This is a genomic window from Rhodococcus mengyinensis (assembly GCF_048381435.1).
GTDB lineage: Bacteria > Actinomycetota > Actinomycetes > Mycobacteriales > Mycobacteriaceae > Rhodococcus_F > Rhodococcus_F opacus_D.
In genome coordinates, this window is sequence record NZ_JBLWIT010000038.1 from 172,590 (window position 1) to 198,578 (window position 25,989).

24 protein-coding genes and 1 riboswitch are annotated in these 25,989 nt (G+C 67.3%); of the genes, 12 read left to right on the forward strand and 12 right to left on the reverse strand.

Annotated features, from left to right (window positions below; genetic code table 11):
• Positions 1 to 186: 186 nt before the first annotated feature.
• Positions 187 to 510 (reverse strand): arginase family protein, encoded by a 324-nt coding sequence (locus ACNJ7E_RS05530; protein ID WP_348539579.1) that lies wholly within the window; start codon positions 508 to 510, stop codon positions 187 to 189.
• A 168-nt stretch (positions 511 to 678) separates the two neighbouring features.
• Between ACNJ7E_RS05530 and ACNJ7E_RS05535 the strand changes: the two genes are divergently transcribed.
• Positions 679 to 2,703 carry an APC family permease gene (locus ACNJ7E_RS05535; protein WP_280779167.1) on the forward strand — a complete coding sequence of 675 codons (2,025 nt, stop codon included), beginning with the start codon at positions 679 to 681 and terminating at the stop codon, positions 2,701 to 2,703.
• Here the strand turns inward: ACNJ7E_RS05535 and ACNJ7E_RS05540 are convergent.
• Both ACNJ7E_RS05540 and ACNJ7E_RS05545 read right to left on the reverse strand, forming a co-directional pair.
• The gene (locus tag ACNJ7E_RS05540; protein ID WP_280778663.1) at positions 2,672 to 4,288 is read right to left on the reverse strand and encodes an FAD-dependent monooxygenase; all 1,617 of its coding nucleotides are present in this window, start codon (positions 4,286 to 4,288) and stop codon (positions 2,672 to 2,674) included. The genes ACNJ7E_RS05535 and ACNJ7E_RS05540 overlap by 32 nt on opposite strands.
• Positions 4,289 to 4,379: 91 nt before the next feature.
• Positions 4,380 to 5,144 carry an ABC transporter permease gene (locus ACNJ7E_RS05545; RefSeq protein ID WP_280778664.1) on the reverse strand — a complete coding sequence of 255 codons (765 nt, stop codon included), beginning with the start codon at positions 5,142 to 5,144 and terminating at the stop codon, positions 4,380 to 4,382.
• Between the two features lie 136 nt (positions 5,145 to 5,280).
• Between ACNJ7E_RS05545 and ACNJ7E_RS05550 the strand changes: the two genes are divergently transcribed.
• Entirely contained in the window at positions 5,281 to 7,602 is a 2,322-nt protein-coding gene (locus tag ACNJ7E_RS05550; protein WP_418339336.1) for an FHA domain-containing protein, read from the forward strand.
• Positions 7,603 to 7,620: 18 nt separating this feature from the next.
• On the opposite strand, the gene ACNJ7E_RS05555 is transcribed toward ACNJ7E_RS05550, so the two are convergent.
• Positions 7,621 to 8,208, reverse strand: coding sequence for a carboxymuconolactone decarboxylase family protein (locus tag ACNJ7E_RS05555; RefSeq protein ID WP_418339337.1), 588 nt, complete (start codon positions 8,206 to 8,208; stop codon positions 7,621 to 7,623).
• A gap of 239 nt (positions 8,209 to 8,447) precedes the next feature.
• On the opposite strand from ACNJ7E_RS05555, the gene ACNJ7E_RS05560 reads away from it, so the two are divergent.
• Positions 8,448 to 9,392, forward strand: a complete 945-nt coding sequence (locus ACNJ7E_RS05560) for an alpha/beta hydrolase (RefSeq protein WP_418339338.1) — start codon at positions 8,448 to 8,450, stop codon at positions 9,390 to 9,392.
• Positions 9,389 to 10,888, forward strand: a complete 1,500-nt coding sequence (locus ACNJ7E_RS05565; protein ID WP_418339339.1) for an FAD-dependent oxidoreductase — start codon at positions 9,389 to 9,391, stop codon at positions 10,886 to 10,888. The genes ACNJ7E_RS05560 and ACNJ7E_RS05565 overlap by 4 nt, the downstream gene beginning before the upstream one ends.
• Positions 10,889 to 10,948: 60 nt before the next feature.
• Here the strand turns inward: ACNJ7E_RS05565 and ACNJ7E_RS05570 are convergent, their stop codons facing one another.
• Positions 10,949 to 11,872 carry a LysR family transcriptional regulator gene (locus ACNJ7E_RS05570; protein ID WP_280778669.1) on the reverse strand — a complete coding sequence of 308 codons (924 nt, stop codon included), beginning with the start codon at positions 11,870 to 11,872 and terminating at the stop codon, positions 10,949 to 10,951.
• Positions 11,873 to 11,964: 92 nt separating this feature from the next.
• On the opposite strand from ACNJ7E_RS05570, the gene ACNJ7E_RS05575 reads away from it, so the two are divergent.
• The 4 genes from ACNJ7E_RS05575 (at position 11,965) to ACNJ7E_RS05590 (ending at position 16,593) form a co-directional block, all read left to right on the forward strand.
• Positions 11,965 to 13,329, forward strand: a complete 1,365-nt coding sequence (locus ACNJ7E_RS05575) for an amidohydrolase family protein (protein ID WP_283330691.1) — start codon at positions 11,965 to 11,967, stop codon at positions 13,327 to 13,329.
• A gap of 142 nt (positions 13,330 to 13,471) precedes the next feature.
• On the forward strand, positions 13,472 to 14,737 hold the full coding sequence (locus ACNJ7E_RS05580; protein WP_317571034.1) for an MFS transporter: 1,266 nt from the start codon (positions 13,472 to 13,474) through the stop codon (positions 14,735 to 14,737).
• Positions 14,738 to 14,773: 36 nt separating this feature from the next.
• Positions 14,774 to 15,655, forward strand: coding sequence for a fumarylacetoacetate hydrolase family protein (locus ACNJ7E_RS05585; RefSeq protein WP_418339340.1), 882 nt, complete (start codon positions 14,774 to 14,776; stop codon positions 15,653 to 15,655).
• Between the two features lie 11 nt (positions 15,656 to 15,666).
• Positions 15,667 to 16,593 (forward strand): VOC family protein, encoded by a 927-nt coding sequence (locus ACNJ7E_RS05590; RefSeq protein WP_418339341.1) that lies wholly within the window; start codon positions 15,667 to 15,669, stop codon positions 16,591 to 16,593.
• A 15-nt stretch (positions 16,594 to 16,608) separates the two neighbouring features.
• Here the strand turns inward: ACNJ7E_RS05590 and ACNJ7E_RS05595 are convergent, their stop codons facing one another.
• Entirely contained in the window at positions 16,609 to 16,830 is a 222-nt protein-coding gene (locus ACNJ7E_RS05595; protein ID WP_317570991.1) for a hypothetical protein, read from the reverse strand.
• Positions 16,831 to 17,110: 280 nt separating this feature from the next.
• Here ACNJ7E_RS05595 and ACNJ7E_RS05600 point away from each other — a divergent pair, with 280 nt between their 5' ends.
• Positions 17,111 to 17,515: a C40 family peptidase gene (locus ACNJ7E_RS05600; protein ID WP_418339342.1), complete on the forward strand. Its 405-nt coding sequence runs from the start codon at positions 17,111 to 17,113 to the stop codon at positions 17,513 to 17,515.
• A 35-nt stretch (positions 17,516 to 17,550) separates the two neighbouring features.
• Here ACNJ7E_RS05600 and ACNJ7E_RS05605 read toward each other — a convergent pair whose 3' ends face one another.
• Positions 17,551 to 17,892, reverse strand: coding sequence for a histone-like nucleoid-structuring protein Lsr2 (locus ACNJ7E_RS05605; RefSeq protein ID WP_005255167.1), 342 nt, complete (start codon positions 17,890 to 17,892; stop codon positions 17,551 to 17,553).
• A gap of 140 nt (positions 17,893 to 18,032) precedes the next feature.
• On the opposite strand from ACNJ7E_RS05605, the gene ACNJ7E_RS05610 reads away from it, so the two are divergent.
• Entirely contained in the window at positions 18,033 to 18,212 is a 180-nt protein-coding gene (locus ACNJ7E_RS05610) for a hypothetical protein (RefSeq protein ID WP_418339343.1), read from the forward strand.
• A 1-nt stretch (position 18,213) separates the two neighbouring features.
• Here ACNJ7E_RS05610 and ACNJ7E_RS05615 read toward each other — a convergent pair whose 3' ends face one another.
• The 3 genes from ACNJ7E_RS05615 to ACNJ7E_RS05625 all read right to left on the reverse strand — a co-directional run bounded on the left by ACNJ7E_RS05615 (position 18,214) and on the right by ACNJ7E_RS05625 (position 21,805).
• Positions 18,214 to 19,623, reverse strand: coding sequence for a CitMHS family transporter (locus ACNJ7E_RS05615; protein ID WP_283354425.1), 1,410 nt, complete (start codon positions 19,621 to 19,623; stop codon positions 18,214 to 18,216).
• Positions 19,624 to 19,743: 120 nt separating this feature from the next.
• Positions 19,744 to 21,039, reverse strand: a complete 1,296-nt coding sequence (locus tag ACNJ7E_RS05620; RefSeq protein WP_418339344.1) for an LLM class flavin-dependent oxidoreductase — start codon at positions 21,037 to 21,039, stop codon at positions 19,744 to 19,746.
• A 1-nt stretch (position 21,040) separates the two neighbouring features.
• A complete protein-coding gene (locus ACNJ7E_RS05625; RefSeq protein ID WP_280778678.1) occupies positions 21,041 to 21,805 on the reverse strand; it encodes a 3-oxoacyl-ACP reductase in 765 nt (254 codons plus the stop codon).
• A gap of 48 nt (positions 21,806 to 21,853) precedes the next feature.
• Positions 21,854 to 21,958: riboswitch (TPP riboswitch) on the reverse strand.
• Between the two features lie 72 nt (positions 21,959 to 22,030).
• Here ACNJ7E_RS05625 and ACNJ7E_RS05630 point away from each other — a divergent pair.
• Both ACNJ7E_RS05630 and ACNJ7E_RS05635 read left to right on the forward strand, forming a co-directional pair.
• Positions 22,031 to 22,483 (forward strand): MarR family winged helix-turn-helix transcriptional regulator, encoded by a 453-nt coding sequence (locus tag ACNJ7E_RS05630; protein ID WP_007301081.1) that lies wholly within the window; start codon positions 22,031 to 22,033, stop codon positions 22,481 to 22,483.
• A gap of 2 nt (positions 22,484 to 22,485) precedes the next feature.
• Positions 22,486 to 22,908 carry an organic hydroperoxide resistance protein gene (locus ACNJ7E_RS05635; RefSeq protein ID WP_418339345.1) on the forward strand — a complete coding sequence of 141 codons (423 nt, stop codon included), beginning with the start codon at positions 22,486 to 22,488 and terminating at the stop codon, positions 22,906 to 22,908.
• Positions 22,909 to 22,928: 20 nt separating this feature from the next.
• On the opposite strand, the gene ACNJ7E_RS05640 is transcribed toward ACNJ7E_RS05635, so the two are convergent.
• On the reverse strand, positions 22,929 to 23,807 hold the full coding sequence (locus tag ACNJ7E_RS05640; protein ID WP_280778679.1) for an oxidoreductase: 879 nt from the start codon (positions 23,805 to 23,807) through the stop codon (positions 22,929 to 22,931).
• A gap of 40 nt (positions 23,808 to 23,847) precedes the next feature.
• Positions 23,848 to 25,836: a CocE/NonD family hydrolase gene (locus ACNJ7E_RS05645; RefSeq protein ID WP_418339469.1), complete on the reverse strand. Its 1,989-nt coding sequence runs from the start codon at positions 25,834 to 25,836 to the stop codon at positions 23,848 to 23,850.
• Positions 25,837 to 25,989: the final 153 nt, after the last annotated feature.

Genomic DNA, 25,989 nt, shown 5'->3' on the forward strand with positions numbered 1-25,989 from the left:
GATCTTCCCGCTCACGGCAGGGTGCGTCCGAGAAAGTCGAGCACTCGGGTCGCCTGGTCGCCGGTGGGATCGAGATCCGGGGCGGAAGTCGGCGACGCTGACCCCCCACGAGTCGAGGTGACCGCGCCAGTGGTGCGACGACGTCGGCGAGTTGATCCCAGTCGAGGCCTCCCGGCTGGGGGTACGTCACCGCACCGCGAGCTCCATGTCCGCCGTCTCGCCCGTGTCCGAGGACCGTCCGTCGAGATAATTCGGATGCCCGTCGACGAACCACAGTCCCGCCGAACCCAGGTGCCTGCGCAGCGCGGGAAAGATCCCGAGCAGAATGCTGCAGTCGCCTCCGACCACCAGCGGTCGCCGGCCCGGCAGGTCCGCCATCGCGACCGCCAGATCGTCCGCCAGCGCATGAGCGGCCCGCACCGTCTCGGACAGTGCAATCACGCCCGTCGCTTCGTCCCGGTCGGTGCGGTCGATCACGGTCGCGGCGTCGCCGACATCTCGGCCGACCATCGCGGACAGGCCGGCCTCCCGAAACGCGTGCGGCGCCGCCTGTTCGCCACGCGCCGAGCCGGAGCAATCCCACGGTGCACCAGGCGCTCCGCACCCGTGCGCCTTTTCGGTAGCGGGAACAACCGGAAAGGCGCACGGGCGCGAAGCGCCTGGTTCTACGCTGAACTGGTGGTGGCTCTCGTTCGAGCGGTCCGGCGGCTGGCTCTGGGACGCCCGCTGCGCAGTGACGACCTCGGGGAGCAGTTGCTGACCAAGCGTCTGGCGCTGCCGATCTTCGCCTCCGACCCTCTGTCGTCCGTGGCATACGCGACGCAGGAGATCCTGCTGATCCTGTCCCTGGGCGGTCTCGCCTATTTCTACCTGACGCCGTATCTGGCGGCCGGGGTCGTGGTGCTTCTCGCCGTGGTCGCCCTGTCGTACCGCCAGGTGGTGTACGCCTACCCCAGCGGGGGCGGCTCGTACGAGGTGGCGACGAAGAACCTCGGTCCGTCCGCGGGTCTGACGGTGGCGTCGGCACTGCTCATCGACTACGTCATGACGGTGGCGGTGTCGGTGTCGGCGGGCGTCGACAATCTCATCTCCGCCGTGCCCGCGCTGAACACGCACCGGGTGGCGCTGGCCGTGGCGTTCGTCGTGTTGCTGACGGTGATGAACCTGCGCGGCATCCGCGAATCGGGGACCATGTTCGCCTTCCCGACGTACGGGTTCATCGCCGGGGTGATGATCCTGATCGTGACGGGGTTCGTCCGCGTCGCGGCCGGTTCGACACCTGTCGCCGAGAGCGCCGGGTACACCATCGAACCGGAACTGTCCGGGCTGACCGGTCTGGCCCTCGTGTTCTTCGCGCTGCGCGCGTTCTCCTCCGGATGTACCGCGCTGACGGGTGTCGAGGCGATCTCCAACGGGGTGCCTGCGTTCCGTAAACCCAAGAGCGCCAACGCCGCGAAGACACTCATGGCGATGGCCGCGACGGCCATCGTGATGTTCGCGGGAATCACCGCGCTGGCCATCGTCGCCAAGGTGCACGTCGCGGTGAACCCGTGCGATCTGATCGGGTTCGCCGGAAACTGCGAGACCGATCCGCAGCGCACCGTCATCGCCCAGATCTCGGCGGCCGTGTTCGGCGGCACCACCAACATCGGCTTCTTCTATGTCCAGGCCGCGACCGTGCTGATCCTCGTGCTCGCCGCGAACACCGCCTACAACGGTTTCCCGCTGCTCGCCTCGGTGCTCGGCCGTGACCGCTACCTCCCGGTCCAGCTGAACACCCGCGGCGACCGGTTGGCGTTCAGCAACGGCATCGTGCTCCTCGCCGTGACGGCGGGCGGATTGATCGTCCTGTTCGACGCGTCCGTCACCCACCTCATCCAGCTGTACATCCTCGGCGTGTTCACGTCGTTCACCCTCAGCCAGGCGGGCATGGTCCGGCACTGGAACCGTGTGCTGACAACCGAATCCGACGCCCGAGAACGTCGTCGAATCCACGGCCGGCGGGCCCTCAACGGCACCGGCGCCGTCCTCACCGGCACCGTCCTGATCATCGTCACGATCACGAAGTTCACCCAGGGCGCCTACCTCGTGGTGATCGCCATGCCGATCCTGTTCTTCCTGATGCGCGGGGTGCGGCGGCACTACGACCGGATCGCGGCCGTCCTCGTCGTCGACGAGGACAGCTTCACCCTCCCCTCCCAGGTGCACACCATCGTGCTGGTGTCCGTGCTCAACAAACCCACCGCCCGGGCCTTGGCCTACGCCCGCGCCACCCATCCGACGACCCTGGAAGCCGTCACCGTGCTGGGCGACAACACCGGAAAACTGCAGCGGGAGTGGGAGAAGTACGAAATTCCGGTGCCGCTGAAAGTCCTCGAATCGCCCTACCGTGAAGTCACCCGGCCCATCGTGGGGTACGTGAAATCCGTCCGGAAACGGATTCCGGACGGCGTCGTCACCATCTTCATCCCCGAGTACGTGGTCGGTCGCTGGTGGGAACACCTGCTGCACAACCAGAATGCGCTGCGCCTCAAGGGCAGGTTGCTGTTCACGTCCGGCGTGATGGTCACGAGCGTGCCGTGGCTGCTCGATTCGGCCACCCGCGTCGGGGCGCCGCTCGGCAAGCCCGCGCCGGGTGACATCCGGCGCGGCCTGCCCACCACTCCCGAGCTCAGCGGAAAGTCGACTTCAGGTACTCCGTGAGACCGTCGACCGCGACCGGACTCTGCCGGAACCCCAGATAGCCGTCCGGGCGGACGACGAACGCGGCGGAACCCTCCGCGCCGTACGCGTGCGCGAACTCGCCGTCACGGTCTCGGACGAGGGGAAGCACGGTTTCCCCGACCTCGGCGGAAGGCGACGCGACGAGGTACGTGTCGACGAGTCCCCGGGTCGCCGCGCCCACCGACGTCGCCGCGGCCTCGAGCAGTTCCAGCCCGCGCGCGTCGACCGATTCGTCGGCGTACAGCAGCAACGTGTGGTTCCGTCCCGCGAGGAGAGTGAACAGCCGGAGGGGAAACGCGACCGCGGCACGGGTCAGCCCGCGGGCGTCCGGCGCCCGGGTGCCGGGCGCGAGCGCCGCATTCGACTCCGGTTGGGCGACGATCGGACTGTCCGCGTAGCTGATGAGGAGTTGGGCCTCGCGTCGGATCACGTAGTCGGGATCCGACGACCCCGCCCCGATCCCCTCCCGGGCGCTGCGCACGGTGCGTCCCACCACCTCCTCCCCGATGGGTCGCCGTTCGGCGTCGTAACTGTCCAGCAGGTCGGGGGCCGCGGCGCCGGACACGGCCAGCGCGACCTTCCACGCCAGGTTGTGCGCGTCCTGGATGCCGGTGTTCATGCCCTGCGCGCCGGTCGGCGGATGAATGTGGGCGGCGTCGCCCGCGACGAACACCCGCCCGCGCCCGTACGAGTCGACGATGCGGTGGCTGATCCGGAAGATGGACGACCAGCGGAGGTTCGACGCCCGCGTCGGCTCGGGTGACAGGCGGTCGAGCACGGCCTGGATGTGGCTCAGCTCCGGTTTCGGTCCCGCCTCGAAACCGTGCGCGATCTTGTCGGCCGCGGGGGTGCCGGTGCCGGCGAGGTCGCTGGGCACCAGCATCGACATCCGGTAGCGGCGGCGCCCGGGCAGCGGAATGCACACGAGCAGGTCGTCGGTCTCGCCGTCCGTCTGATGCATCGACCGGATCCCGTAGCCGCGGGGCATCGACCAGTCGACTTCGACGTCGCCGAGCATGTACTGCTCGAGGAACGCACCGCCCTCGAAGGTGAGGCCGAGTCCCTTGCGGACCACACTGTGGGCGCCGTCGCAGCCGAAAAGGTACTGGGTTCGGACGGTTTCGTCGCCGTCCGCGCCGGTGACCGTGGCGACGACGCCGTCGTCGTCCTGTTCGAACGCCGTCAGTCTCGTTCCTCGTTCGATCGTGGTGCCGAACGTGGCCAGGTATTCGGTGAGGATGCGTTCGGTCTCGTACTGCGGCAGCCCGATGAATTCGAACGGGACGTCGGCCGGTAGCGACAATTCCAGACGGGCCACCTCGTCGCCGTTGACGTACACGATCTGCCCGCGCATCTGGATCGCCGCGTCCAGGATGTGCCGCAGCACACCCATGCTCTCGAACACCTCGAGGCTGCGCGGTTGGATCCCCACCGCCTTCGCGTACTGCGGTGGCTCGAGCAGGGGATCGATGATGCGGCAGGCGACGCCTCGCCTGCGCAGTTCGATCGCCGCCGTCAGACCGACCGGACCAGCTCCGACCACCAATACCTCGGGATGCACCACAAGACACCGCCTCGTCAGCAGGGACCGACCACCGACCAGTATGCGGGACCGACGATGCACTTGACCGGCGTTCGGGCCAGACCCGGATCCTTCATGTCCGCGCGGTGTGGAGTCTCGGCCGGTGAACGGCTTCCCGGGCCACCAGTTCGATCGTGACGGCCACCGCACACGTCTGCGCGAGCAGCAGCCCGACCAGGACGAGGATCTGGACGGCCCCGGCCTGAACGGCGGAACCGCTTGCCAGCAGCACCCCGACGAACGCCCCCGGCAGGGTGACCAGCCCGACGGTCCGGGTCTGATCGAGTCCCGGGAGCAACGCATCCGAGGCGGCAGACCGGACCACTTCCATGCGGGCATCACGGACGTCGAGCCCGAGACTGAGCCCCGCCTCCACCTCACCCCACCGTTGTTCGACCGCATCGAGCGCGCGTCGCGCGGCGAGTGAGGTGGCCGTCATCGCCCCACCGAGCACGATTCCGCCGACGGGAACGAGAGCGACACCTTCGAGCGGCACCACCTGGCTGACCAGCATCAACGGCAACACGATGCCGACACCCGCGGCGAGGGACAGCGCCAGCCACCCGGCGGACCGCCCGGCTTTCGCACGGCGAGCGGACGTTCCCACCGCCGCCGCGAACATCACGACGAGCACGAGGATCGACGACCACAGATGCGCGAGAGCCGCAGCCAGGATCAGGGACACCGCGGCGAGCTGGGCGGCACCTCGAATCGCCGCACCGGGCACGACGAGTGGGCTACCGAGGTGGGTGAAGCGGTAGACCACCGCCGCGCACACGACCATCACGGTGCACAGCACAGCCAGTCCGACACCGGGATTCGCCAGGGACGTACTCACCCGGCTCAGTGTTCCTCACTTCCTGGCCGCGGGGGTACCGAGAGTGAGCGTTATGCCGACGAATCCCGGGGCGTGCATGCGACCATGGATGGAGTCGACGCTCTACGCCCGATGACGCTGACCGGAGGCCGTGGCGATGGACGACCGGGCGAACACAGCGCACCCGCGGGTCGTGGTCGAGACCGAACACGGCCGGGCGAGCTACCGCGCGGGCAAGGCCGTCCGTATCGGCCGGGATCCGCAATTGGAGATCACGATCGTCGATCCCGTGGTGTCGCGCGAGCATGCACGGCTGACGTGGGACGAGGGATGGCAGCTCGTCGACTCCGATAGCAAGAACGGGATCTTCGTCGACGGCGAGCGCAGAGAAAGGGTTCCCGTCACGAACCCCGTCCTCGTCCGGCTGGGCGACGCGGTCGAGGGGCCGGTCGTCCGGATCTCGGTCGAGGATCCCGACGCGACGCGACAGGATGTGGGCGGTCGATGGGACGAGTCGACGATCGAGGTGGGGGCCTGGAGCGCCCCGCCCCCGACACCGCACGAGGCGGTCCCGACGGGATCACTCACGGTGGGACGGTCACCCGACAACGACATCGTCGTCCGGGACGTGCTGGCCTCACGCCATCACGCCATCGTCCACAACGTGCAGTCCGGCCTCGAGATCGACGACCTGGGGAGCGTCAACGGCACGTTCGTCGGCGGCGCCCGAGTCTCGCGCGCGCAGCTGACCGACGGCGACGTCGTCACGATCGGGAACACCGACCTCAGTGTGAAGGACGGCCGGCTGGTTCCACGGCAGGCGGTGGCTCCGACCGCAGGCGGGCTGCGGGTGGACGGCGTCGGGCTCACCATCGAGGGCGGGCGGCGGCTGCTCGAGGACGTCACGTTCACGGCCCAGCCGGGGAGTCTCACCGCGGTGATCGGCCCCTCCGGCGCGGGAAAGACCACGGTGGCCACCATCATCTCCGGTTCGGAACGCCCCACGGAGGGTGTGGTCGAGTTCGAGGGACGCAGCGTGCACGCCGAATACCAGGTGCTCCGCTCCCGCATCGGGATGGTCCCCCAGGACGACGTCGTGCACCGGCAGCTGACCATCCGGCAGGCGCTCGGCTACGCCGCCGAGCTGAGGCTGCCGCCGGACACCACCCGGGCCGACCGCGAGGAGGTGATAGCGACGGTCCTCGACGAACTGCAGCTGTCCGAACACGCCGACACGAGGGTCGACCGGCTGTCCGGCGGACAACGCAAACGCGCGTCCGTCGCAATGGAGTTGCTCACCGGCCCGTCCCTGCTGATCCTCGACGAACCGACCTCGGGTCTCGACCCTGCACTCGACCGGCAGATCATGGCGACGTTGCGCCGCCTCGCCGATTCTGGCCGCGTCATCGTCATCGTCACGCATTCGCTGTCGTATCTCGAGATGTGCGATCAGGTCCTGCTCCTCGCACCGGGCGGCAAGACCGCCTATGTGGGCCCGCCGGACCGGGTCGGGGCCGCGCTGGGCAGCACCGATTGGGCCGACATCTTCTCCCGTGTCGCGGCCGATCCCGACGGGGTGTTCGCCGAGTACCGCGCCACCCGCCCCGCCGTCGAGGTGCCACCACCGAGCCCGCCCGGACCTCTCGGCAGTCCCGCGCACACGTCGCGGCGTAAGCAGCTGAGCACCGTCGTCCGCCGCCAGGCGCGGCTGATCCGCGCCGACCGTGGGTACCTGATCTTCCTGTCCCTTCTGCCGTTCGTGCTCGGCGGCCTGGCCGTGCTCGTGCCCGGCGACACCGGATTCGGCCCGTCGGGCCTCGACGAATCCGGCGAACTCACCCAGATTCTGGTCGTGCTGATCCTCGGCGCCGCGTTCATGGGTTGCTCACTGACCATCCGCGATCTGGTCGGAGAGCGCATGATCTATCACCGCGAACGTGCCGCCGGCCTGCTCCCGTCCGCCTACCTGACGGCGAAGATCGTCGTATTCTGCGCCGCCGCGATCGTGCAGTCGGTGATCATGGTGGTGATCGTTTTCGTGGGCAAGGGTTTTCCGGGCCGGGGCAGTGCGATCCCCTCCGGCTCCGTCGAATTGATCGTGGACATCGCCGTCACCACCTGCTCCTGCGTCCTGGTCGGATTGGCGTTGTCGTCGGTGGCCCGCTCGAACGAGCAGGTGATGCCGATGCTGGTGGTCACGATCATGGTGCAGTTGGTGATGTGCGGAGGACTGATCACGATCACCGGACGCGCCGTGCTCGAACAGGTGTCGTGGCTCTTCCCGTCCCGCTGGGGGTTCGCGGCCGCCGCCTCGACGGTGGACCTGCGCACGAACGCCACGGGCACCGAGCCCGATACGCTCTGGCAGCATGCCGCATCGTGGTGGCTGCTCAGCATCGCCATGCTGGTGCTCATCAGTTGCGTGCTTGCGGCCGTCACCTACAGCCGGCTCCGGCTGCGCCGTTCCCGCCGACGCTGAAACAGATGCTGCGGTGTTCTACTCGTCTTCGAGACCCGCAGGTGCCCCGACGTCGAAGACGTTCATCATCTGAGACAGGGTCCGGTAATAGCCCACGAGCACCACGAGTTCGAGCAGCGCCGAGGAACCGAGGTGGGCTTCGAATCGGCGGAATTCCTCGTCTCCGAGGGTGTTGGCGCCCCCGAGCAGATGACGGCACACGTCGTACGCGGCCTGTTCGGTGGCGTCTTCGGAACCGAAGTCGCCACCCCGAAGTGCCGTCATCTCTTCGTCGCTCAGTCCGATGGCGTGTCCGACCCGTTCGTGGGCGTAACGTTCGAATTGGCTTTCCGTTGCGGCCGCGACAGCGAGTATCGCGATTTCTCTGATCCGGGCGGTCATCGCCGTCCGATAGCGCACCGCACTTCCGAGTTCCTGCAACGCAGAGCCGAGCCCGGGCACATGCAGCATCAACCCGAACGGCCCGTTGAGCCTGCCGTGGTCGTCCTGAAGCGCGAACAGCTGAGGTCCCTGAGCCCGCGGCCCCGTCACGATGCTGTCGTACAACGCCTTCTGCTCGACGTCCAGCTCGGCGGGTGTCAGGGACGCGATCCGTGAATCTGCCATGTAAGTACCATCTTTCAACGATTTCGGCGCGGGGAGGCGCGGTGACGAGTCAGAGTATGCCGCGCCCGGCGCTGTGGCCCTCCGCCGGCATCGAATCACACCCCGACCTGAAGCTATTCGCCCGGTGGATTCCCGCCATATCGAACTGCCGATTCCCGAATACTCCCTGATCCGCCACCCTTGAGCCACGGGCCACCTCGCCGAGTGGACCCGCGACCAGGCGAAGAGGTGACGTCAACGTGAGAACCCCGGTCGGGCAGCCCGCCCGTTACGAGATCCAATCCTGTCCCGACATCGAATTCGGGCGTCCCGGGGGGCACATCCTCCGCCTGGATCTGACTCTGCCGATCGACGTTGCCGCCCCCGCCGTCGTCCTCTACCTGCACGGCGGTGGTTGGATGATCGACTCTCGCAAGAGTCATGCTGCGCGGGCGGAACGGCTCGCGCGGCACGGATTTGCCGTCGCGAGCATCGACTACCGCCCCTCCACCGCCGCTCCCCTCCCCGCCCAGATCATCGACATCGCGACCGCGCTCGAGTGGCTGAAAGGTCCCGGGCAAGGCTTCGGTGTCGACGCGACTCGGGTCGCGCTCTGGGGAGCATCGGCAGGTGCCCATCTCGCGCTTCTGGCCACCGCCACTCCGGCGGTTTCACGGACACCGCACGATCTGCCCGGTCCAGCCGTGCAGGCCGCTGTCGGCTACTTCGGCTGTTACGACCTCACCTCGCGGGGCGACCTCGACCGTCCGGACGCCGGCTCGCCGATACCGCGTGAGATCCTCGAGCAGGACTGGCCGCCAGGGGTCCCCGCACCGCCGTCGTCTCGCTACCTGAGGGCCCGATTGCTGGGAGTCGAGGAGTCGACTATGAGCGATCGCGACCTCGCCGCCATCAGCCCATTTGCGAACGCGCATGACATCCACGTGCCGGTCTTCCTGCTCCACGGAACACGCGACTCGGTCACGTCGGTGCAGCAGAGCCGGCGGATGGCACAGGAACTTCGACGCCGCGGGGAGACGGTGCGCCTGCGCCTTCTCGAAGGCGCCAATCACGAGGACCCCGCGTTCGACACGGACACCACGATCGCCGAAGTCGCCGCGTTCCTGCACGAACACCTGGACCGGTCCTGCCACACGACCTCACCTCCCACGATGCCGTACAACAAGGAGATTGATTCGAAATGACCGCTCGAGTAATAGTCGTCGGCGGCGGACCGTCGGGTCTGACGGTCGCGACCGAACTGGCCCGGGCCGGAGTCGACGTCGTCGTCCTCGAACGTCGAACGCAGCCGGTACAGTCGCGAGCCGGGACCGTTCTGCCGAGAGTTCTCGAGCTCCTCGATTCTCGGGGCCTTGCGCAGAAGTTCATCGACAGGGCCGCGACGATTCGCTCCAATCCGCTTATTCCCGTTCATATCTGGGCCGGGATGCAACCCGTCGAATGGCGCCACCTCGAATCGAGGTTCGGGTTTCGGCTGGTTCTTCCCCAGAACCACACCGAGGAACTGCTGCTCGAGGAAGCCCTCCGTCTCGGAGTCGTCGTCAGGCACGGCGTGACCGTCGAATCCGTCGTCCAGCAGTCCACCGCCGTGACCGTGACCGCGACGGCCGAGGACGGACCCGTGAGCCTGTCAGCCGACTACCTGGTCGGCGCCGACGGTGGGCGAAGTATCGTGCGATCGCAACTCGGTCTCGATTTCGAAGGCCATGGGCCGACATTCACCGGAATCGTGGCAGACCTGAGGATGGACCGGCCCTGGCCCGAAGCGCGGCGGATGATCGACAACGACAAGGGGTGGGTCACCTCGTTTCCGTTCGGCGAGAACGAATCCATCACCCGGTTCAACATCGTGCACGCCGAGCGCAGGCACGCCCCTGCGGCGGAGCCGGTCACGGCCGACGAGGTTCGCCGATGCCTCACCGATGTCCTCGAGAAGGACCTGCCGTTCGACGATCTGGTGTGGGCGTCCCGCTTCACCGATTCGCTCAGAATCGCAACGAAATTCCAGCAGGGCCGGGTGTTCCTCGTCGGCGAATCGGCTCGCATCCACTACCCTGCCAGCGGCGTCGGGATGAACTTCTGCATCCAGGATGCATTCAACCTCGGGTGGAAGCTCGCCGCGGTGATCAACGAACACGCGGGACCGGCACTCCTGGAAACCTATGAGGCCGAACGGCGCCCGGTGGCCGAGGCGCTGCTGAGAAGTGTCGCGGCTCAGTGTTCGGTCCAGTTCGACTTCACACCGGAGGGGGTGGAATTCAAGCGGATGTTCGAACGCGACCTGTTGCCCATTCCGGAGGTCAATCGCCGAATCGGGCTCGAACTCAACGGGCTGTCCTTCCCCTACCCTGCTGAGTCACACCATCATCCGATGGTCGGATACCGCTGCCCCGACCTGGATCTCGTCACCGCGATCGGTCCGATCAGGATGGGTGAAATGCTGCGCGATTCTGCACTCGTCCTCATCGACGCCACCGGGGCGGACACCTACGCGGACCTCGCACTGCAGGGCGCGCCGGTACGCGCACACACCGGCCACATCGTTCTCGCACCCACCGGGCTGGGTGAGGTCACGAGCCTCCTGGTCAGACCCGACGGATACATCGCGTGGGCCAGCGCCGACGCCCCCGCGCGCGAAGATGCTCAGCTGGCGATCAAGCGGTGCCTGGCCGTCGACTGAAATGCCGGGAGGGTCGTCTCGCGTGTACCCGAGACGACCCTCCCGGGCCGGGTTCGGCACTCACTCCAGAGACTTGACGAGTTGCGCTCGGAGCCAGCGGTGTTCGGGATCCGCGTTGTACATCGGGTGCCACCACAGGGCATGGTTCAGTGGGGCGAGATTCAAGGGGAAGTCGACCGACCGAATTCCCATTCCGCCGCTCATCCGGGCCGCCAATCGCTCCGGCAGAAGCGCGATCCGATCGGTGTGGGCGACGAAATACGGCAGAGCCAGATAATTTTCGCCGACAACCTGCACATACGGTTCGACCCCCTGCGCCCGGACCTGATGCAACGGTGTCGTCGCGGCGTGGGGGTGCGTCTGAAACACAGCCCACGGGTATTCGGTGAGCTGGTCCAGCCGTACGGCGTCCCCGATGTGCTCGTTGTCCTCGGCCACCACGCAGACCCACCGGTCGGAGAAGAGGTCGACCGAGGGCAGGTCGCTGACGAAGCCGCGGGGTACGACCAGGGCATCAGCGGTACGGAGGCTGTCCGATGCACGGTCGACGATCTCCGGTCGCAACTGGACGAAGTTGATGCGCAGGTGCGGAGCCTGCGCCAGCAGATCGCGGGTGATCGTGTCCCCGACGGCGGCGAGCATGTAGTCGGACATGATCAGGGTGAACTCGCGGCTGGACCGTTCGATCTCGATACCCGGCTCGGCGTCGAGCACTCGATCGACCGCCGAGATCGCCACCGTCGTGCGCTCGACCAGGCTGCGGGCGAGCGGCGTGAGCTGATACGAGTTGCCGACCCGGGCCAGTAGCGGGTCGCCGAAGTACCTCCGAAGCCGCGCGAGCGCCGCACTCATTGCCGGCTGACTCAGACCGACTTCGATCGCCGCGCGGCTCACGCTTCGCTCGCGCAGAAGCGCGTCCAGAGACACGATGAGGTTGAGGTCCAGCTTGGCGCGATGGCCGGAGATCCGCTGTATCGAGCTCATGGATACAAACTATAGGCAACCCGGCGTTCCCAAATAACCGCGGGAAAATGAGACTGAGGCGGACACTCTGCCTCTCTCCGAACAGGACACTCATGGACCCGAGTCATGCCACACCACGCCGCACCCTGCTCCGGGGCGCAACGGTCGTCAGCGTCGATCCGGCCATCGGAAACTTCGACCGAGCCGACATCTTGATCAGCGACGATCTGATCGCAGGAATCGACACACGGATCGACGTCGAGCCGGACGTCGAGGTCGTCGACGTCGACGGAATGATCGCGCTTCCCGGATTCGTCGACACTCACCGCCATACCTGGCAGAGCGTCATGCGGCACGGATACGCCGAACTCGATCCCCTCCAGTACTTCGACGAAATGCTCAGGGGAATCGGAGCGGCGTACGAGCCCGAGGACGTCAGGATCGGAAACCTCCTCGGCGCGGTGTCGGCGTCGAGCGCCGGGACGACCACCCTCTTCGATTGGTCCCACATCCAGAATTCACCCGAGCATTCCGACGCTGCGGTCACCGGTCTGCGCGAGGCGGGTATCCGTGCCGTCTTCGGCCACGGATGGCCACTGCAGGGCAACGGCCGGTGGACCGAGAACAGCATGCTCACCCACCCGGCCGACATCGAACGGCTGCAGAAGCAGCACTTCTCCGACCCGGGCGGACTCGTGACGTTGGCCATGGCGGCCAGGGGCCCCGAGATGGCGGCGCCCGGCGTGTGGCAGGCCGACCTCGCCCTCGCGCGCGACCTGGGCATCCGCACGTCGGTGCATGCCGGTGCGTACCCGCACAACGAACCGGTCCACGCCGTGGCCCAGTACGACGAGGCGGGCCTCCTCGCCGACGACCTGACGTTCGTGCACTGTTGCCGCTCCTCCGACGCCGAACTCGCGATGATCGCCGATGCCGGTGCCACCGTGTCGATCGGCGTGCACTGCGAACTCAACTCGCAAGGCATCGGCGACATCCCGCTCGACCGGATGCTCGCCGCGGGTGTACGACCGAGCCTCAGCGGGGATACCGAGACCAAATGCAGCGGAGACATGTTCACGCAGATGCGAATGCTCTTCGGCTATCACCGTTCGTGGATGGGCGGCGGGCACAGCTCCGTCGCGGCCGACCGTGCGCAGCTGTTCCTGCAAGATGTGCTGGCATTCGCCACCATCGAGGGGGCGAGAGCGATCGGACTCGACGACCGGATCGGCTCGCTCACTCCCGGCAAGCAGGCCGATATCGTCCTGGTGCGTGCAACGGACCTGAACCTGGTGCCCGTACTCGATCCGGTGGCATCGGTGGTTCTCGCCGCTCACGAGGGCAATGTCGATTCGGTGCTCATCGGTGGCCGATTCGTCAAGCGCGGCGGAGTCGTGCTCGGGTGTGATCCGTCCGCTCTCGTGAAAGCGGCGGCGGCATCGCAACGACGGATTCTGGGAAGACGCGCCGGCCGCTAGCACTCGTGGGCGCGTACCCCGCCCGAACAGGGTGTATTCGCCGCACGAATTCCCTCCATCACGAACTGCCGCTTCCCGGATAACCCGAGAACAGGAACAGTGATGGTCATCACCACCGCAACAAAGGAGCAAGGCATTGACCATGTCACGCGGGGACGAATTCCGGCGCGGGTGGCCGACTCTGTCAGCGGCCGCCGTGGGTGTCGGCACTGGGGTATCCGGGCTCGCCATCTACTCGGCGGGTCTGTTCACCAGCGATCTCGGCAGGGAGATCGGCCTCAGCGCTGCGATGTACGGGCTGTCCATCACCTTGCTGACCTTCGGGATGGCGCTCGCCGCCCCCGTCGTCGGCTACGCCGTCGACAAGTTCGGAGTGAAGGCCCCGACGATTGCCGGAGCACTGTGCCTGGCAACCGGATTCGCCGCACTGGGAACGGTCGTGCACTCGGTGCCGGCCTACATGACAGCGATGGCGTTGATCGGATTCTTCGGTGCAAGTTCCGGACCGATTGCCTTCACCCGGGCGGTGAGCAGCTGGTTCGACCGCGCCAGGGGCCTCGCGCTCGGCATCACGATGATGGGGATGGGACTCTCCGGCGCCATCATTCCGGTCGCCATCGGCCGCGTCATCGAACTCGAAGGATGGCGGCTCGGCTACCTCACGTTGGCCTGCATCGCGCTCGCCGGAACCCTCCCCACCCTCTTCCTCCTGAAGGTCGCACCCCGAAGCGTAAGCACGCTGGGCACGCCCGGACTGGCGGCCGACGACGGTGACGACTTCGCCGCCATCCGCCGGAACCCCCTCTACTGGCGGTTGGTCCTCACATTCGGCCTGATGTCGGTCGCCTTCACCGGCCTCATCCCCTACCTGGTCCCGATGCTTCGGCAGTACGGGATGAGTGTCGGCGGTGCGGCATCGATCGCATCGATCATGGGACTCGCGGTCATCCTGAGCCGACTGGTGATCGGACTGCTCATCGACGTCCTCCGGCCGACCGCGGTCGCGGCCTCGCTCTGCGTGCTGTGTGCCACCGGCGTCGTGCTGTTCGCGGTCGGCGGAGTCGGGTTCGCCCCCGTCCTGGCCTTCACGCTGGGGTGCATGCTCGGCGCCGAGCTGGATATGGTGGGCTACTTCACGTCCCGCTACTTCGGGCTCGCCGCCTTCGGAAAAGCTTATGCAGGCCCCTACATGGCGTTCGTCCTCGGCGGCGGCATCGCGCCCCTGTGGGTCGGTGCCGTGGTGGACCGAACAGGAAGCTACACCGCAGTCCTCTACCTCGTTGCCGCGCTGACGGTGCTGTGCGCCGTCGCCTTCGTGGCCCTGCCGTCCCCGCGGGGACCGAGGCAGGTAACCCCCGGCCCTTCCGATACGAGGCCCACGCCCGCCACCGTCAACGCAGATCTCTGACCACACCACAGACAACGCTCCAGGAGAACCACTTTCATGCGTATCGCCAACATCGACAACCGTGCCGCTCTCGTCTTCGGAGACGAGGGTTCCGAACGGGCCGTCGACATCGCCCACGCCTCCCGCGGCCGGTTCGGCCCCGAACTTCCCGCCGTCTACCAGGCTTGGGACGACGTCACCGGATGGGTGGCGGAACAGGACACCCACGCGCTGACGGGGAACAGCGTCCCGATCGACCGGTCCCTTCTCCGGGCACCGTCGCCGGCTCCCCGCCAGGTGTTCGCGGTCGGGCTGAACTACCACGCGCACGCCGCCGAATCCGGCTTCGACTCCCCCACGCACCTGCCGCCCGTGTTCACCAAGTACGCGTCCAGCTTCACCGGCCCCGACACCGACGTCGTGATTCCCGCCGGCGGCAACGTCGACTGGGAGATCGAACTCGTCGTTGTCATCGGCCGCGAAACAAGCAACATCGACGAGGCCGACGCCTGGTCCCACATCGCCGGTCTCACCGCCGGACAGGACATCTCCGAACGCGTCTCCCAGCTACGCGGTCCCGCACCGCAATTCGGTCTCGGCAAGTCCTTCGCCGGGTTCTCCCCGCAAGGTCCGTGGCTGGTGACCCCGGACGAGTTCGCCGACCCCGACGACCTCGAACTCGGCTGCACCGTCGACGGCGAGGAAGTGCAGAAGGGCCGCACCCGCGACCTGATCTTCCCGGTCTCGAAGCTGGTCGCCGCCCTCTCCCGCACCGTCACCCTCTACCCCGGGGATGTGATCTTCACCGGCACCCCGGCCGGCGTCGGCGTCGGCCGCGATCCGCAGCGGTTCCTGCAGGCCGGTGAGAAGCTCGACAGCTGGATCGACGGCATCGGCGCACTTCATCAGTGTTTCGTCGCCGATCCCGGCGCGAAGTAGAGGACGCGATCATGGCACTGCACGGACTGGGCAAGGTCACCCTCGGCGTCCCCAACGTCGACGAGACCATCTCCTACTACGTCGAATTCGGACTCGAACACCGCGGGGGCGGGGTGTTCGCCACCCGCAACGGCGGCGAACAACTCGAGATCGTCCACGCGCCCGCGCGTCGACTGGTCGAGTTGACGGTCGCCGCCGACGACCCCGACGACATCGCCTCCATCAGTGCGCGGCTGGCCGGGCTCGGTGTCGCGACCCGTCAGGACGGCACGTCCGTCAGTGCCGTGGAACCGGTCACCGGCACCCGGGTGCGGGTGCAGGTCCGGTCCCGGATCGTCATCGAACCCGCCGTCGCGGCCACCCCCTACAACGGGCCCGGGCGCATCGACCGCTGGGGACGGGCCCCGTTCCTCACCCGCACCGAGCCGGTGCGCCCCCGCAAACTCGGGCACGCGGTGCTCGGGTCCACCGACCTCGAGACCACGACGAAGTTCTTCACCGACGGTCTCGGATTCAAGGTCAGCGACTACATGGGCGACAAGGCCGCGTTCCTGCGCTGCTCCGTCGAGCACCACAACGTCCTCGTCATGGCCGCACCGGTGAGCTTCATGCATCACACCAGCTGGCAGGTCGACGACATCGACGAGGTCGGCCGCGGCGCCCACACGATGCTGGAGAACAACCCCGAACGCCACATCTGGGGTCTCGGACGGCACTACGCCGGTGCGAACTTCTTCTGGTACCTCAAGGACCCGGCGGGGAACTTCTCCGAGTACTACTCCGACATGGACACCGTCCCCGAGGACGAACTCTGGAGCCCGGAAGTGCTGCACGGCCTGCAAGGTCTGTACGCCTGGGGGCCGCCGCCGCCCCCGTCGTTCCTCGAACCGGACGACCTCGCCGCCCTGATGACCGGAGCTCACTCCGGCACCGGGTGACGAGCGGGTCGCCGGCTAGATCAGTTCGACGACGGTTCCCAGGTCGTGCACATGCTCGCTGTCCGACGGCCCGGTGGCCGGCGTGATGTCGCCCCGTGCCGCGTGTGCCATCGATCGCGCCTCGCCCGCGGCGAAGGCAACGGGTACCGCCACGGCAACGGACAGGAGGGCAGCTCCCGCATCGAACACCAAGCGTGCGACACCGAAAGCACAGTTCGCCGATTCTCGGATCGTCATCGTCCGCTCCTTCATCCCAGTCCACGGGACGCAGCGGACCACTCCCTTTGACCTGACAATTACTCCTCGACGTTACGAGCGGCGTGCACTACTCGCGAGTACCAAACCGACCAGATCGAATGGTTTACCCGGCAGCCGTCGAGTCCGGGGCGGCAGAGGCAGAGAAGACAGGCACGTACCCGGGTAGTTCGGCCGATGCGTCCGGACCGCACCGGGACCACTCTGTAGACGGGCGTCCCCCGCGACGCGACACCACCGAGTGCACTGGAGCAACGACGGCATGAACCCACACACCGGGAACCACGGATATCACCTGGTTCACACGTTCCGCCCGCCTCCGGTACGGCCGGGACGCCATGCACTGCACGCCGCCGCGTCCAGAATCGGAATCCCGTGCACCCGCGGCGCCGGTGACCACCGGGCCTTCGACAGCTCCGGCCTCGTTCAATGGGCATACAAACAGGCCGGCATATCGGTTCCGCGCACCACCTACGAGCAACTCCGACACGGGACCGCCGTGGACGAGTGCGACCTGCAGCCCGGCGACGTCGTCCTCTTCTACGGGGGCGGGCACGCGGCGATCTACGCGGGAAACGGCATGGTCGTCCACGCACCCGCTCCGGGACGCCCGGTCACGCGAGTAGCGATGAGCTCCATGTCATTTCACGCAGCGCGCCGGTACTGACGACGGACCAGGCGACCACCCGCGGCATCGTGGACTCAGTGAGCGGCGTTGTACGCTTCCTCGATCTCGGCAGGAATACGTCCACGCGTGGACAACTCGTAGCCCTGCGACGTCGCCCATTCTCGAATTTCCTTCGCCTGGCTACGCCCCTGCGACGGTGCCACTGCAGGAGTCGACCGACGCTTCCTTCCACCGACCCGCGTTGCATGCTCGATGTAGTAGTCGAGAGTCTTGTGGAATTCCCTGGCGTTCTTGACCTTCAGATCGATCTCGTAGTCGACGCCGTCGACAGAGAACGGAATGGTCTCCCCCTTACCGTTCTTGATCGGAGTTCCGTCGATGTCGTCGATGCGTTCGACAACAACTTTGCGCGCCACAGTTCCACTCCTTCATCGTCGATAACCCGGGGAACACTACGTCGAAGTATTGTTCACCTGCCAATCCCCGACGGAGTTTTCGAACTGCTGACCCGGGTCCGCCTGATTGGAGCACCCCGCTGTCGGGGTATCCGTCGGACATGACACCGAAGGATGCATCCGGACCGAAGACCACGACCACCGACAGCGGCGCCCCGGGCGCGGACAAGGACGTGGTGTCCGATCCGGCCGAGGACGACAAGAGTTCGGGCGCCGACTGGAGCAGCGAAGGCGGCGCGACCTCTGAGGGGCCCGCCACCGACACCGACACCGAGGACTAGGTCACCAGGGGATCTGTCCGAGGACCACACCGATCACCAGCATCGACAGCGACACCAGCGCCGCGCGCCACAGCACCTTCTTGTGATGATCCGCCAGCGGGACACCCGCCAGGGTCACGAGCAGGAGGATGGCCGGGACGAGGGGGCTCTGCATGTGGAACGTCTGGCCGGTGATGGATGCGCGGGCCATCTCGACCGGCTCGATGCCGTACGTGGCCGCCGTCTCGGCGAGCACGGGCATGATGCCGAAGTAGAAGGCGTCGTTGCTCATGAAGAACGTGAACGGCAGGCTCAGGATGCCCGTGATGACGGCCAGGTGCGGTCCGAGCGAGGCCGGGATGATTTCGAGCAGCCACTGTGCCATGGCCTCGACCATTCCGGTGCCCTGGAATACGCCGGTGAGCACGGCCGCGGCGAACACCATCGCGACCACGGAGACGATGCTCGACGAGTGGCGGGTGATCGCTTCCTGCTGTTCCTTGACCCGCGGGAAGTTCACCGTCAGCGCGATCGATGCGGCCACCATGAACAGGACCGGAATCGGCAGTACGTCCATCACGAGCACGACGAGGAGCGCCACGGTCACGAGCGCGTTGAACCACAGCAGCTTCGGGCGCAGCGTGGGCCGCTCGGGGTCGAGACCGTCGACGAAGCCCTGGCCGTCGTCCGATCCGGCGTCGCCGGAGCCGCCACCGGTTCGGGGTGCGTCACCGTTGCCACCGGAGCCGGAGCCGGTCGCGGACCGCCGGAGGCCGGAGCCCGCGGAGACGAGGAGGCGCTCGTCAGTGAGTTCGAGCGTGCCGATGCGGCGGCGTTCGCTGTAGCCCAGTTGCACGGCGAACAGCAGCACGACGAGCAGTCCGACCACCAGTGACGGGATCATCGGGACGAACACGTCCGACGGCGAGATACCCAGCGCAGCGGCGGCCCGGACCGTCGGTCCGCCCCAGGGGACGATGTTCATCGCGCCGTTCGCCAGGCCGGCGACCACCGTGAGGACCACGGGGCTGACCTTCAGCTTCATGTACAGCGGCAACAGCGCGGACGTCACGATGATGAATGTCGTGGATCCGTCACCGTCCAGCGACACCACCATCGCGAGCACCGCGGTGCCGACGACGAGCCGCATGGGGTCGTTGCGGACGAGCCGGAGGATGAGTTTCACCAGCGGGTCGAACAGGCCGACGTCGATCATGATTCCGAAGAAGATGATCGCGAAGAACAGCAACGCGGCCGTCGGTGCCAGCGCCTTGATTCCGTCGGTGATCATGTCGCCGATGCCGAGGCCCGCTCCGGCCGCGATCCCGAATGCGACCGGGACGGCGATCAACCCGACCACGGGAGTGGCCCGTTTGGACATGATCAAGAACATGAACACGGCCACCATCAGAAAGCCGAGTGCTACCAGCATTGCCACTCCTCGTCCGAACTCGCGTCGTGGTGTGATCGCGATAACAGCCAGTGTCGGGGGGAGGGACGCTCACAGTCACTGTTGCGTACTTAGAGAAGGTTGTGTTCTTTGTGGTGGCAACTACGGGCGCCCCCGGAGATGGTCGCGCAGAGTCTCTGTCTCATACTCCGCGCGGAACAGCCCACGCTTCTGCAGGACGGGGATCACCTCGTCGACGAAGTCTGCGAGGCCGTTCGGGTAGAGCGGCGGCATCAGGTTGAAGCCGTCGGCCCCGCCGCGGCGGAACCACATCTCGATCTCGTCGGCGATCGATTCCGGGGTTCCGATCATGGTGCAGTGGCCACCGCCGGCCGCCAACGTGCCCAGCAGCGACCGCACGGTGGGACGGTCCTTCTCGATGATCCGCAGGATCGTGTCGTACCGGCCCTGCGGCCCGGTGAACTCCGACAGCGGCGGCAGCGCGGGAACGGGAGCGTCCAGTTCCCAGGCACTGCAGTCCTGCTGGACGAACATCGACAACTGCGCCAGCGACTGTTCGACGGGCAGGAGCGCGTCGAGTTCCGCCTTCTTCTGCCGGGCCTCCTCGGTGGTCGAACCGACATAGGTCACGAGACCGGGCATCACGGTCACCGCGTCGGCGTCGCGGCCCGCCGCGCGGATGCGCCGCTTCACGTCGTCGTAGTAGCTCTGCGCGGCCGTGAGGTCGTAGGCGACGGCGTAGATGCCCTCGGCGCACCGGGCGGCCAGGTCGCGGCCCTGATCGGACGCGCCCGCCTGGAACAGCACGGGACGACCCTGCGGCGAGTGCGGCACGTTCAGCGGACCGTCCACGAGGAAATGCTTTCCCCGATGCTCGACCGGCTTCACCTTGGCCGGGTCCGCGAAGATGCCGTCCCGGTCGAGCACGAGCGCGTCGGGCGCCCACGAATCCCACAGGGCGAGTGCCACGTCGACGAATTCCGCGGCACGCGAATAGCGTTCGTCGTGCGGCGGCATCTCCTCGAGCCCGTGGTTGCGCGCTTCGGCGTCGAACATCGACGTCACCACGTTCCAGCCGGCGCGCCCGCCGCTGATGTGGTCGAGCGACGCCAGCATCCGGGCGGCGTGGAACGGTGTGTAGAACGTGGTGGACACCGTCGTCACCAGTCCGACCCGCTCCGTCGCCCGCGCCATCGCGGACAGCGCGGTGAGCGGTTCCAGGAACCACATGCCTCCGGACGCGGGGTCGCGCACCGAATGCCCGTCCGCGAAGAACACCGCGTCGAGGCAGCCCCGCTCCGCGGTCTGCGCCAACTCCTCGTAGTAGGCGATGTCGCAGAGTCGCTCCACCTGGGACGAGGGGTGCCGCCACGCGGCGCCGTGGTGCCCGCAGCTGTAGAGGAATGCGTTGAAGTGCAGTTGCCGGACGTCGGTCATGTCAGTCCTTGACCAGTCCGCCGTCGACGACGAGGTTCTGGCCGGTCACCGACCGCGACCACGGGGACGCGAAGAACAGCACCGCGTCGGCGAATTCGTCCGGGGTGGTGACGCGCTGCAGCGGGGTGCCCGCCGCGATGAGGTCGAATACCTCGTCGGGAGTGGCGGCGCTCGCGTCGGTGGTGCGGAGCAGCCCGCCCGAGACCATGTTGACGGTGATGCCGTCGGGACCGAGGTCGGCGGCGAGGGTGCGGGTCAGCGACAGCGCGGCGGCCTTGGCGGCCGTGTAGTCGTGGTACGGGACGACGGGGTTCTGGAACAGGTTGGTGCCGATGTTCACGATCCGGCCGAACCCGAGCGAACGCATGCCCGGCAGCGCGGCCTGCGTCGTGTGCAGCGTCGCCTTCACGCTGCCACGCAGCTGCGAGTCGAAGGACTCCCACGTGATGACGTCCGCCTTGTCGCGTGCGTCGCCGTTGAAGGAGAAGTCGGCGAGCGCGTTGTTGATCACCGTGGTCACCGGGGAGCCGAAGTGCTCCTCCGCCGCGGAGAACAGGGCCGCCACCTGTCCGGCATCGGTGACGTCTGCCCGGAGCGCGACCGCACGGTCCGCGCCCAGGGACGCCGCGAGTTCTTCGGCCGCGTCCCGGCTGTTCCGGTAGTTCACGATCACCCGCGCGTTCTGCGCCGCGAACGACCGCACGATGGCGGCGCCGAGGCCCCGCCCACCGCCGGTCACCAGGACGATCTGCTTGTCGAGCTGCATGCTGTCACCTTCCGTTCGGTCGGCGACGAGACATCGGATGAGCGCATACGGGCGTCTCCGCGACATCCCTTCGCCGGCATTACCCAGTTCAGGTTCGACGGGTCTGTTCTCAGCCGTCCGGCTCGTCGCCGGGCAGCACCCCGTGTCACTGGCCAACAGTGTAAGCGCAATCACCGATTCCAGTTCATAGTTGTGCACAACCTAGTTGTGTGCAACTATTCAGTGGTGACCGACAACCTCACCCTCGACCGCCAGGTGTGCTTCGCCCTGTACTCGGCTTCCCGGGCCATGACGGCGAGATACCGGTCGATGCTCGACTCGTTGGGAGTGACCTACCCGCAGTACCTCGTGCTGTTGGTGCTCTGGGAACGGGACGGCCGCGGAGTACGTGAGATCTGCGACGCCCTCGACCTCGACACCGGCACGCTGTCTCCACTGCTCAAGCGGCTCGAAACCCTGGGCCTGGTCGAACGCCGGCGCTCCTCGGCCGACGAGCGCCGGGTCGGGATCCACCTCACCGAGAAGGGTGCGGCCCTCCGCGCCGCCGCGGAGGGCATCCCCGCCGAACTCGCCGACTCGACGGGAATGGAGATCGACGAACTCGTCGCCCTCCGGGACACCCTGTCGCGGCTCACCGAGTCACTTCACAGCTTCACCACCCCTACAGGAGAGAAGTAACCATGAAGATCGTCTACACCGCCGAAGCCCTCGCGACCGGAGAAGGCCGCAACGGCCACGCCCGCACGTCCGACGGCAAGCTCGACCTGAACCTCGCGATCCCCACCGAGATGGGCGGGTCCGGCGACGGCACCAACCCCGAGCAGTTGTTCGCCGCCGGATACGCGGCCTGCTTCCACTCCGCGCTCCAGTTGGTCGGCCGTCAGGCGAAGGCGAACGTCGCCGACTCGGCCGTCGGCGCCCGCGTCGGCATCGGCCCGACGGACAGCGGCGGATTCGGTCTCGCCGTCACTCTCGAGGTTTCCCTGCCCCACCTGCCCCGCGCCGAGGCGCTCGAGTTGACCGAGAAGGCACACCAGGTGTGCCCCTACTCCAACGCCACCCGCGGCAACATCGACGTCTCCCTCGAGGTCACCGAAGACTGAGCAACCTGACGGGCGTCGCGTCACCCGAACGTGAACTCGACGCCCGTCAGGTCCTCCGACAGCGCCCACAGCGCCCGCGCGGTGTGCTCGTCCCGCGACTTCTTGTTGGAGCCCACCACCTTCGGGTGGCCACGCTGCTCGAACAGGCCGTCCGGCCCGATGTAGCTGCCACCGATCACGTCGGATGCCGTTGCCGCGTACAGCATCGGCAGCGCCCCCATCTCCGCCGACTGCGCGAAGATCCGGTTGCCGACGGCCATCAGCTTGTCCTGCACCGACTCGGTGTGGGCCTGCAGATTGGTCGATGCGTAACCGGGGTGCGCGGCCACCGCTTTGACGGGTGACCCCGCCGCGGACAGCCTGCGCTGCAACTCGTACGTGAACAGCAGATTCGCGAGTTTCGACTGCCCGTACGCGCTCCAGCGGTTGTACTTGCGGCGTTCCCAGTTGAGGTCGTCGAGGTGAATCGTTCCCGCCTGATGTGCCGCACTCGACATCGTGGCGACCCGATCGGTGATCTTGTCGAGCAGCAGGCCGGTCAACGCGAAGTGCCCGAGATGGTTTGTGCCGATCTGCATTTCGAATCCGTCGGCGGTCGTGCGCTGCGGAACCGCCATCACGCCGGCGTTGTTCACGAGCACGTCGACGGACTCGACGCCGGCGGCGAACTCGCGCACCGAGGCGAGGTCGGACAGATCGAGGCGGCGCACCTCGGCGTTGTCACCGATCGACCGTGCGACGACCTCCCCCTTGTGGGTGTTACGGCAGGCCAGCACGACGTGCGCCCCCGCCTTGCCCAGGGCCCGCGCGGCCACCTCCCCCAGACCACTGTTGGCGCCCGTGACGACGAACGTGCGGCCGCTCTGATCGACGATGTCCGAAGCTGTCCACTTGGTCATGGCGTCAACCCTACGGATCTCGGGAGTTGGCGTGAACCTTTCACCACGCCTGCGCTCCGACCAGCGGCAGATTGAGGAAACTCGGCCGATCCGGGGACAACGCGACGTGCTGCGGCTTCAGTTGGCTGTCGGCCAGAATCGGTCCGAGCGGCAGGTATCGGGGGACGCTCCCCGCGTACACGTCGACGCGCAGCCGGTGCCCCGGCGCGAGGACGGCGTCGGTGGGCACGAAGTTGATGTCCACCGGTGTCACTTCACCCGGCACCAGCGGCTGACGCGCGTCCACCGTCAGATAGTGGTGCGGTTCGGTGTAGTCGCCGTTCGCCGACTTGGTGCTCTTCGAATCGTCCACGGCCCGCATGGAAGCGGTGAGCGCACCATTGGTGAGCGGGGTCGACGTGCCGTCCGGTGCGACGTCGTTCAGTGTCACCGCCCAGAATCCGTCCGGGGCGTCGAGCACCGTTTCGAGGTGCAGATTGACCGGACCCGACAGCTCGGTCGGCTGCGCGACGGGGGCGCTGGTGAACGTCAGTCCCTCGGCCTCGGCGAACCGGGAGTCCTTGCTGCACACCGATCCGAAGACGACGGCCGCGCCTGCGGTGCCCTGTGCGCCGTCGCGGGAACAGAGCCCGCGAAGGCCGGGTGCGACGGTGAGTCGTGCTGCGCCGCCGGGTTTCGCCGACACCAGGCTGCCGTCGTGGGCGGCGTGCCCGGCGGTGCCACTGGGGGCACCCGACAGGTACATCCGCTGGTAGTCGACACCGGCCCGCGGGAACTGATCGGTGGTGGTCCAGCCGTTGCCCTGCTGGTACAGCGTGACCGGGCCGTACTCGTCGATGCCGTTGTCGATGCCCTTCAGCCACTTGTCGAACCAGGCGCGTTCGAGGACGTCGAGTCGTGGCGGCGCACCCTGTTCACCGAAGCCGCCACCGAACGAGATGTGGTAGGCATCGCTCATGATCAGCTGCTTCTCACCGGCAGGCAGCGGGATGTCGTTGTAGACCCGCGGCTCGCTGTTCGCGAAGATGTCGTGCCACGCGCCGTAGAGCATCGTCGGCACCTCGATGTTCGCGGCCTGCGCCTTCCGCTCCTCGTAGAACTGGCCGTCCTGCGCCACCCGCAGCGTGCCGGGGTCGAGACCGTTGATGTCCGGCGCGGTCATGGCCTCGATCAGTGCGGGGAAGAGCGTCAGCGGATCCCGCAACCGATCCTGCAGCCACTGCTGGTCGAAGCGTCCCTGCGCGATGGCCTGGACGTCGGGAACGAACTTGAGACCGTTGACCAGCGACAGCCACAGCGGCATGAATCCCACGCCGAGACCACCGCCCGTTCCGACGATGTCGCGGAGCAGATCGTTGCCCGGTTCGGTCGGGAAGATGGCCTTCAACGCCGGCGGCTGATGCCCCGCGGCCTGCAGCGAGTTGATTCCCGAATAGGACACCCCCGCCATGCCGACCGTGCCGTCGGACCATTCCTGCTTGCTCATCCAGTCGATGATCTCGACGGAGTCCTGTTGCTCGAGCGGACCGAGCGCCTGCCATTCCCCCTGGGAGAAGCCGGTGCCCCGCGCATCGACCACCACCTGGGTGTACCCGTTCCGGACGAGGTCGCGGTTGATGCCGAAGACGCGCATGCCGCCACCGGTGAGCACCTTCGCCGCTTCGCCGACACCGTCGAACGGGGTTCCGGCGAGATCGAACGAGTTCACCAGGTCGACGACGGTGTCCTCGAGTCCCGGCACCGCGAACACGGAATCGACGACGTTGCCGACCAGCTTCGTGTACGGCGTGACGCCCAGAACCGACGGCATCCTGGTGTCGATCGGCGTGCCGGAGGCGTCCGCGGGGCGATAGACGTTGGCCTTCAGCACCGTTCCGTCGCTCATGGTGATGGGGACATCCCAGTCGATCGCGATCACCGGGTACTCGGGCGGCGCGTCGACCGCCGCGTTCCACGCGGCCCCGGCCGCCCCACCCGTCGGATCCGCCGACGCCGTCACCGTGGGCACCACCGCGAGCCCCACCCCCATCGCCAGAGCGACTGCCACCGCACCCGGTCGAAACGCCCATCGACGCACGATCACTTCGAACCCCCGTGAAATCCCGATGACGCGCCTCAGCGGCCAGTCAGGGTGGCCCGCGTCACAAACTTACCGGATAGTAACCTCGAGTCCCCCGGCGGT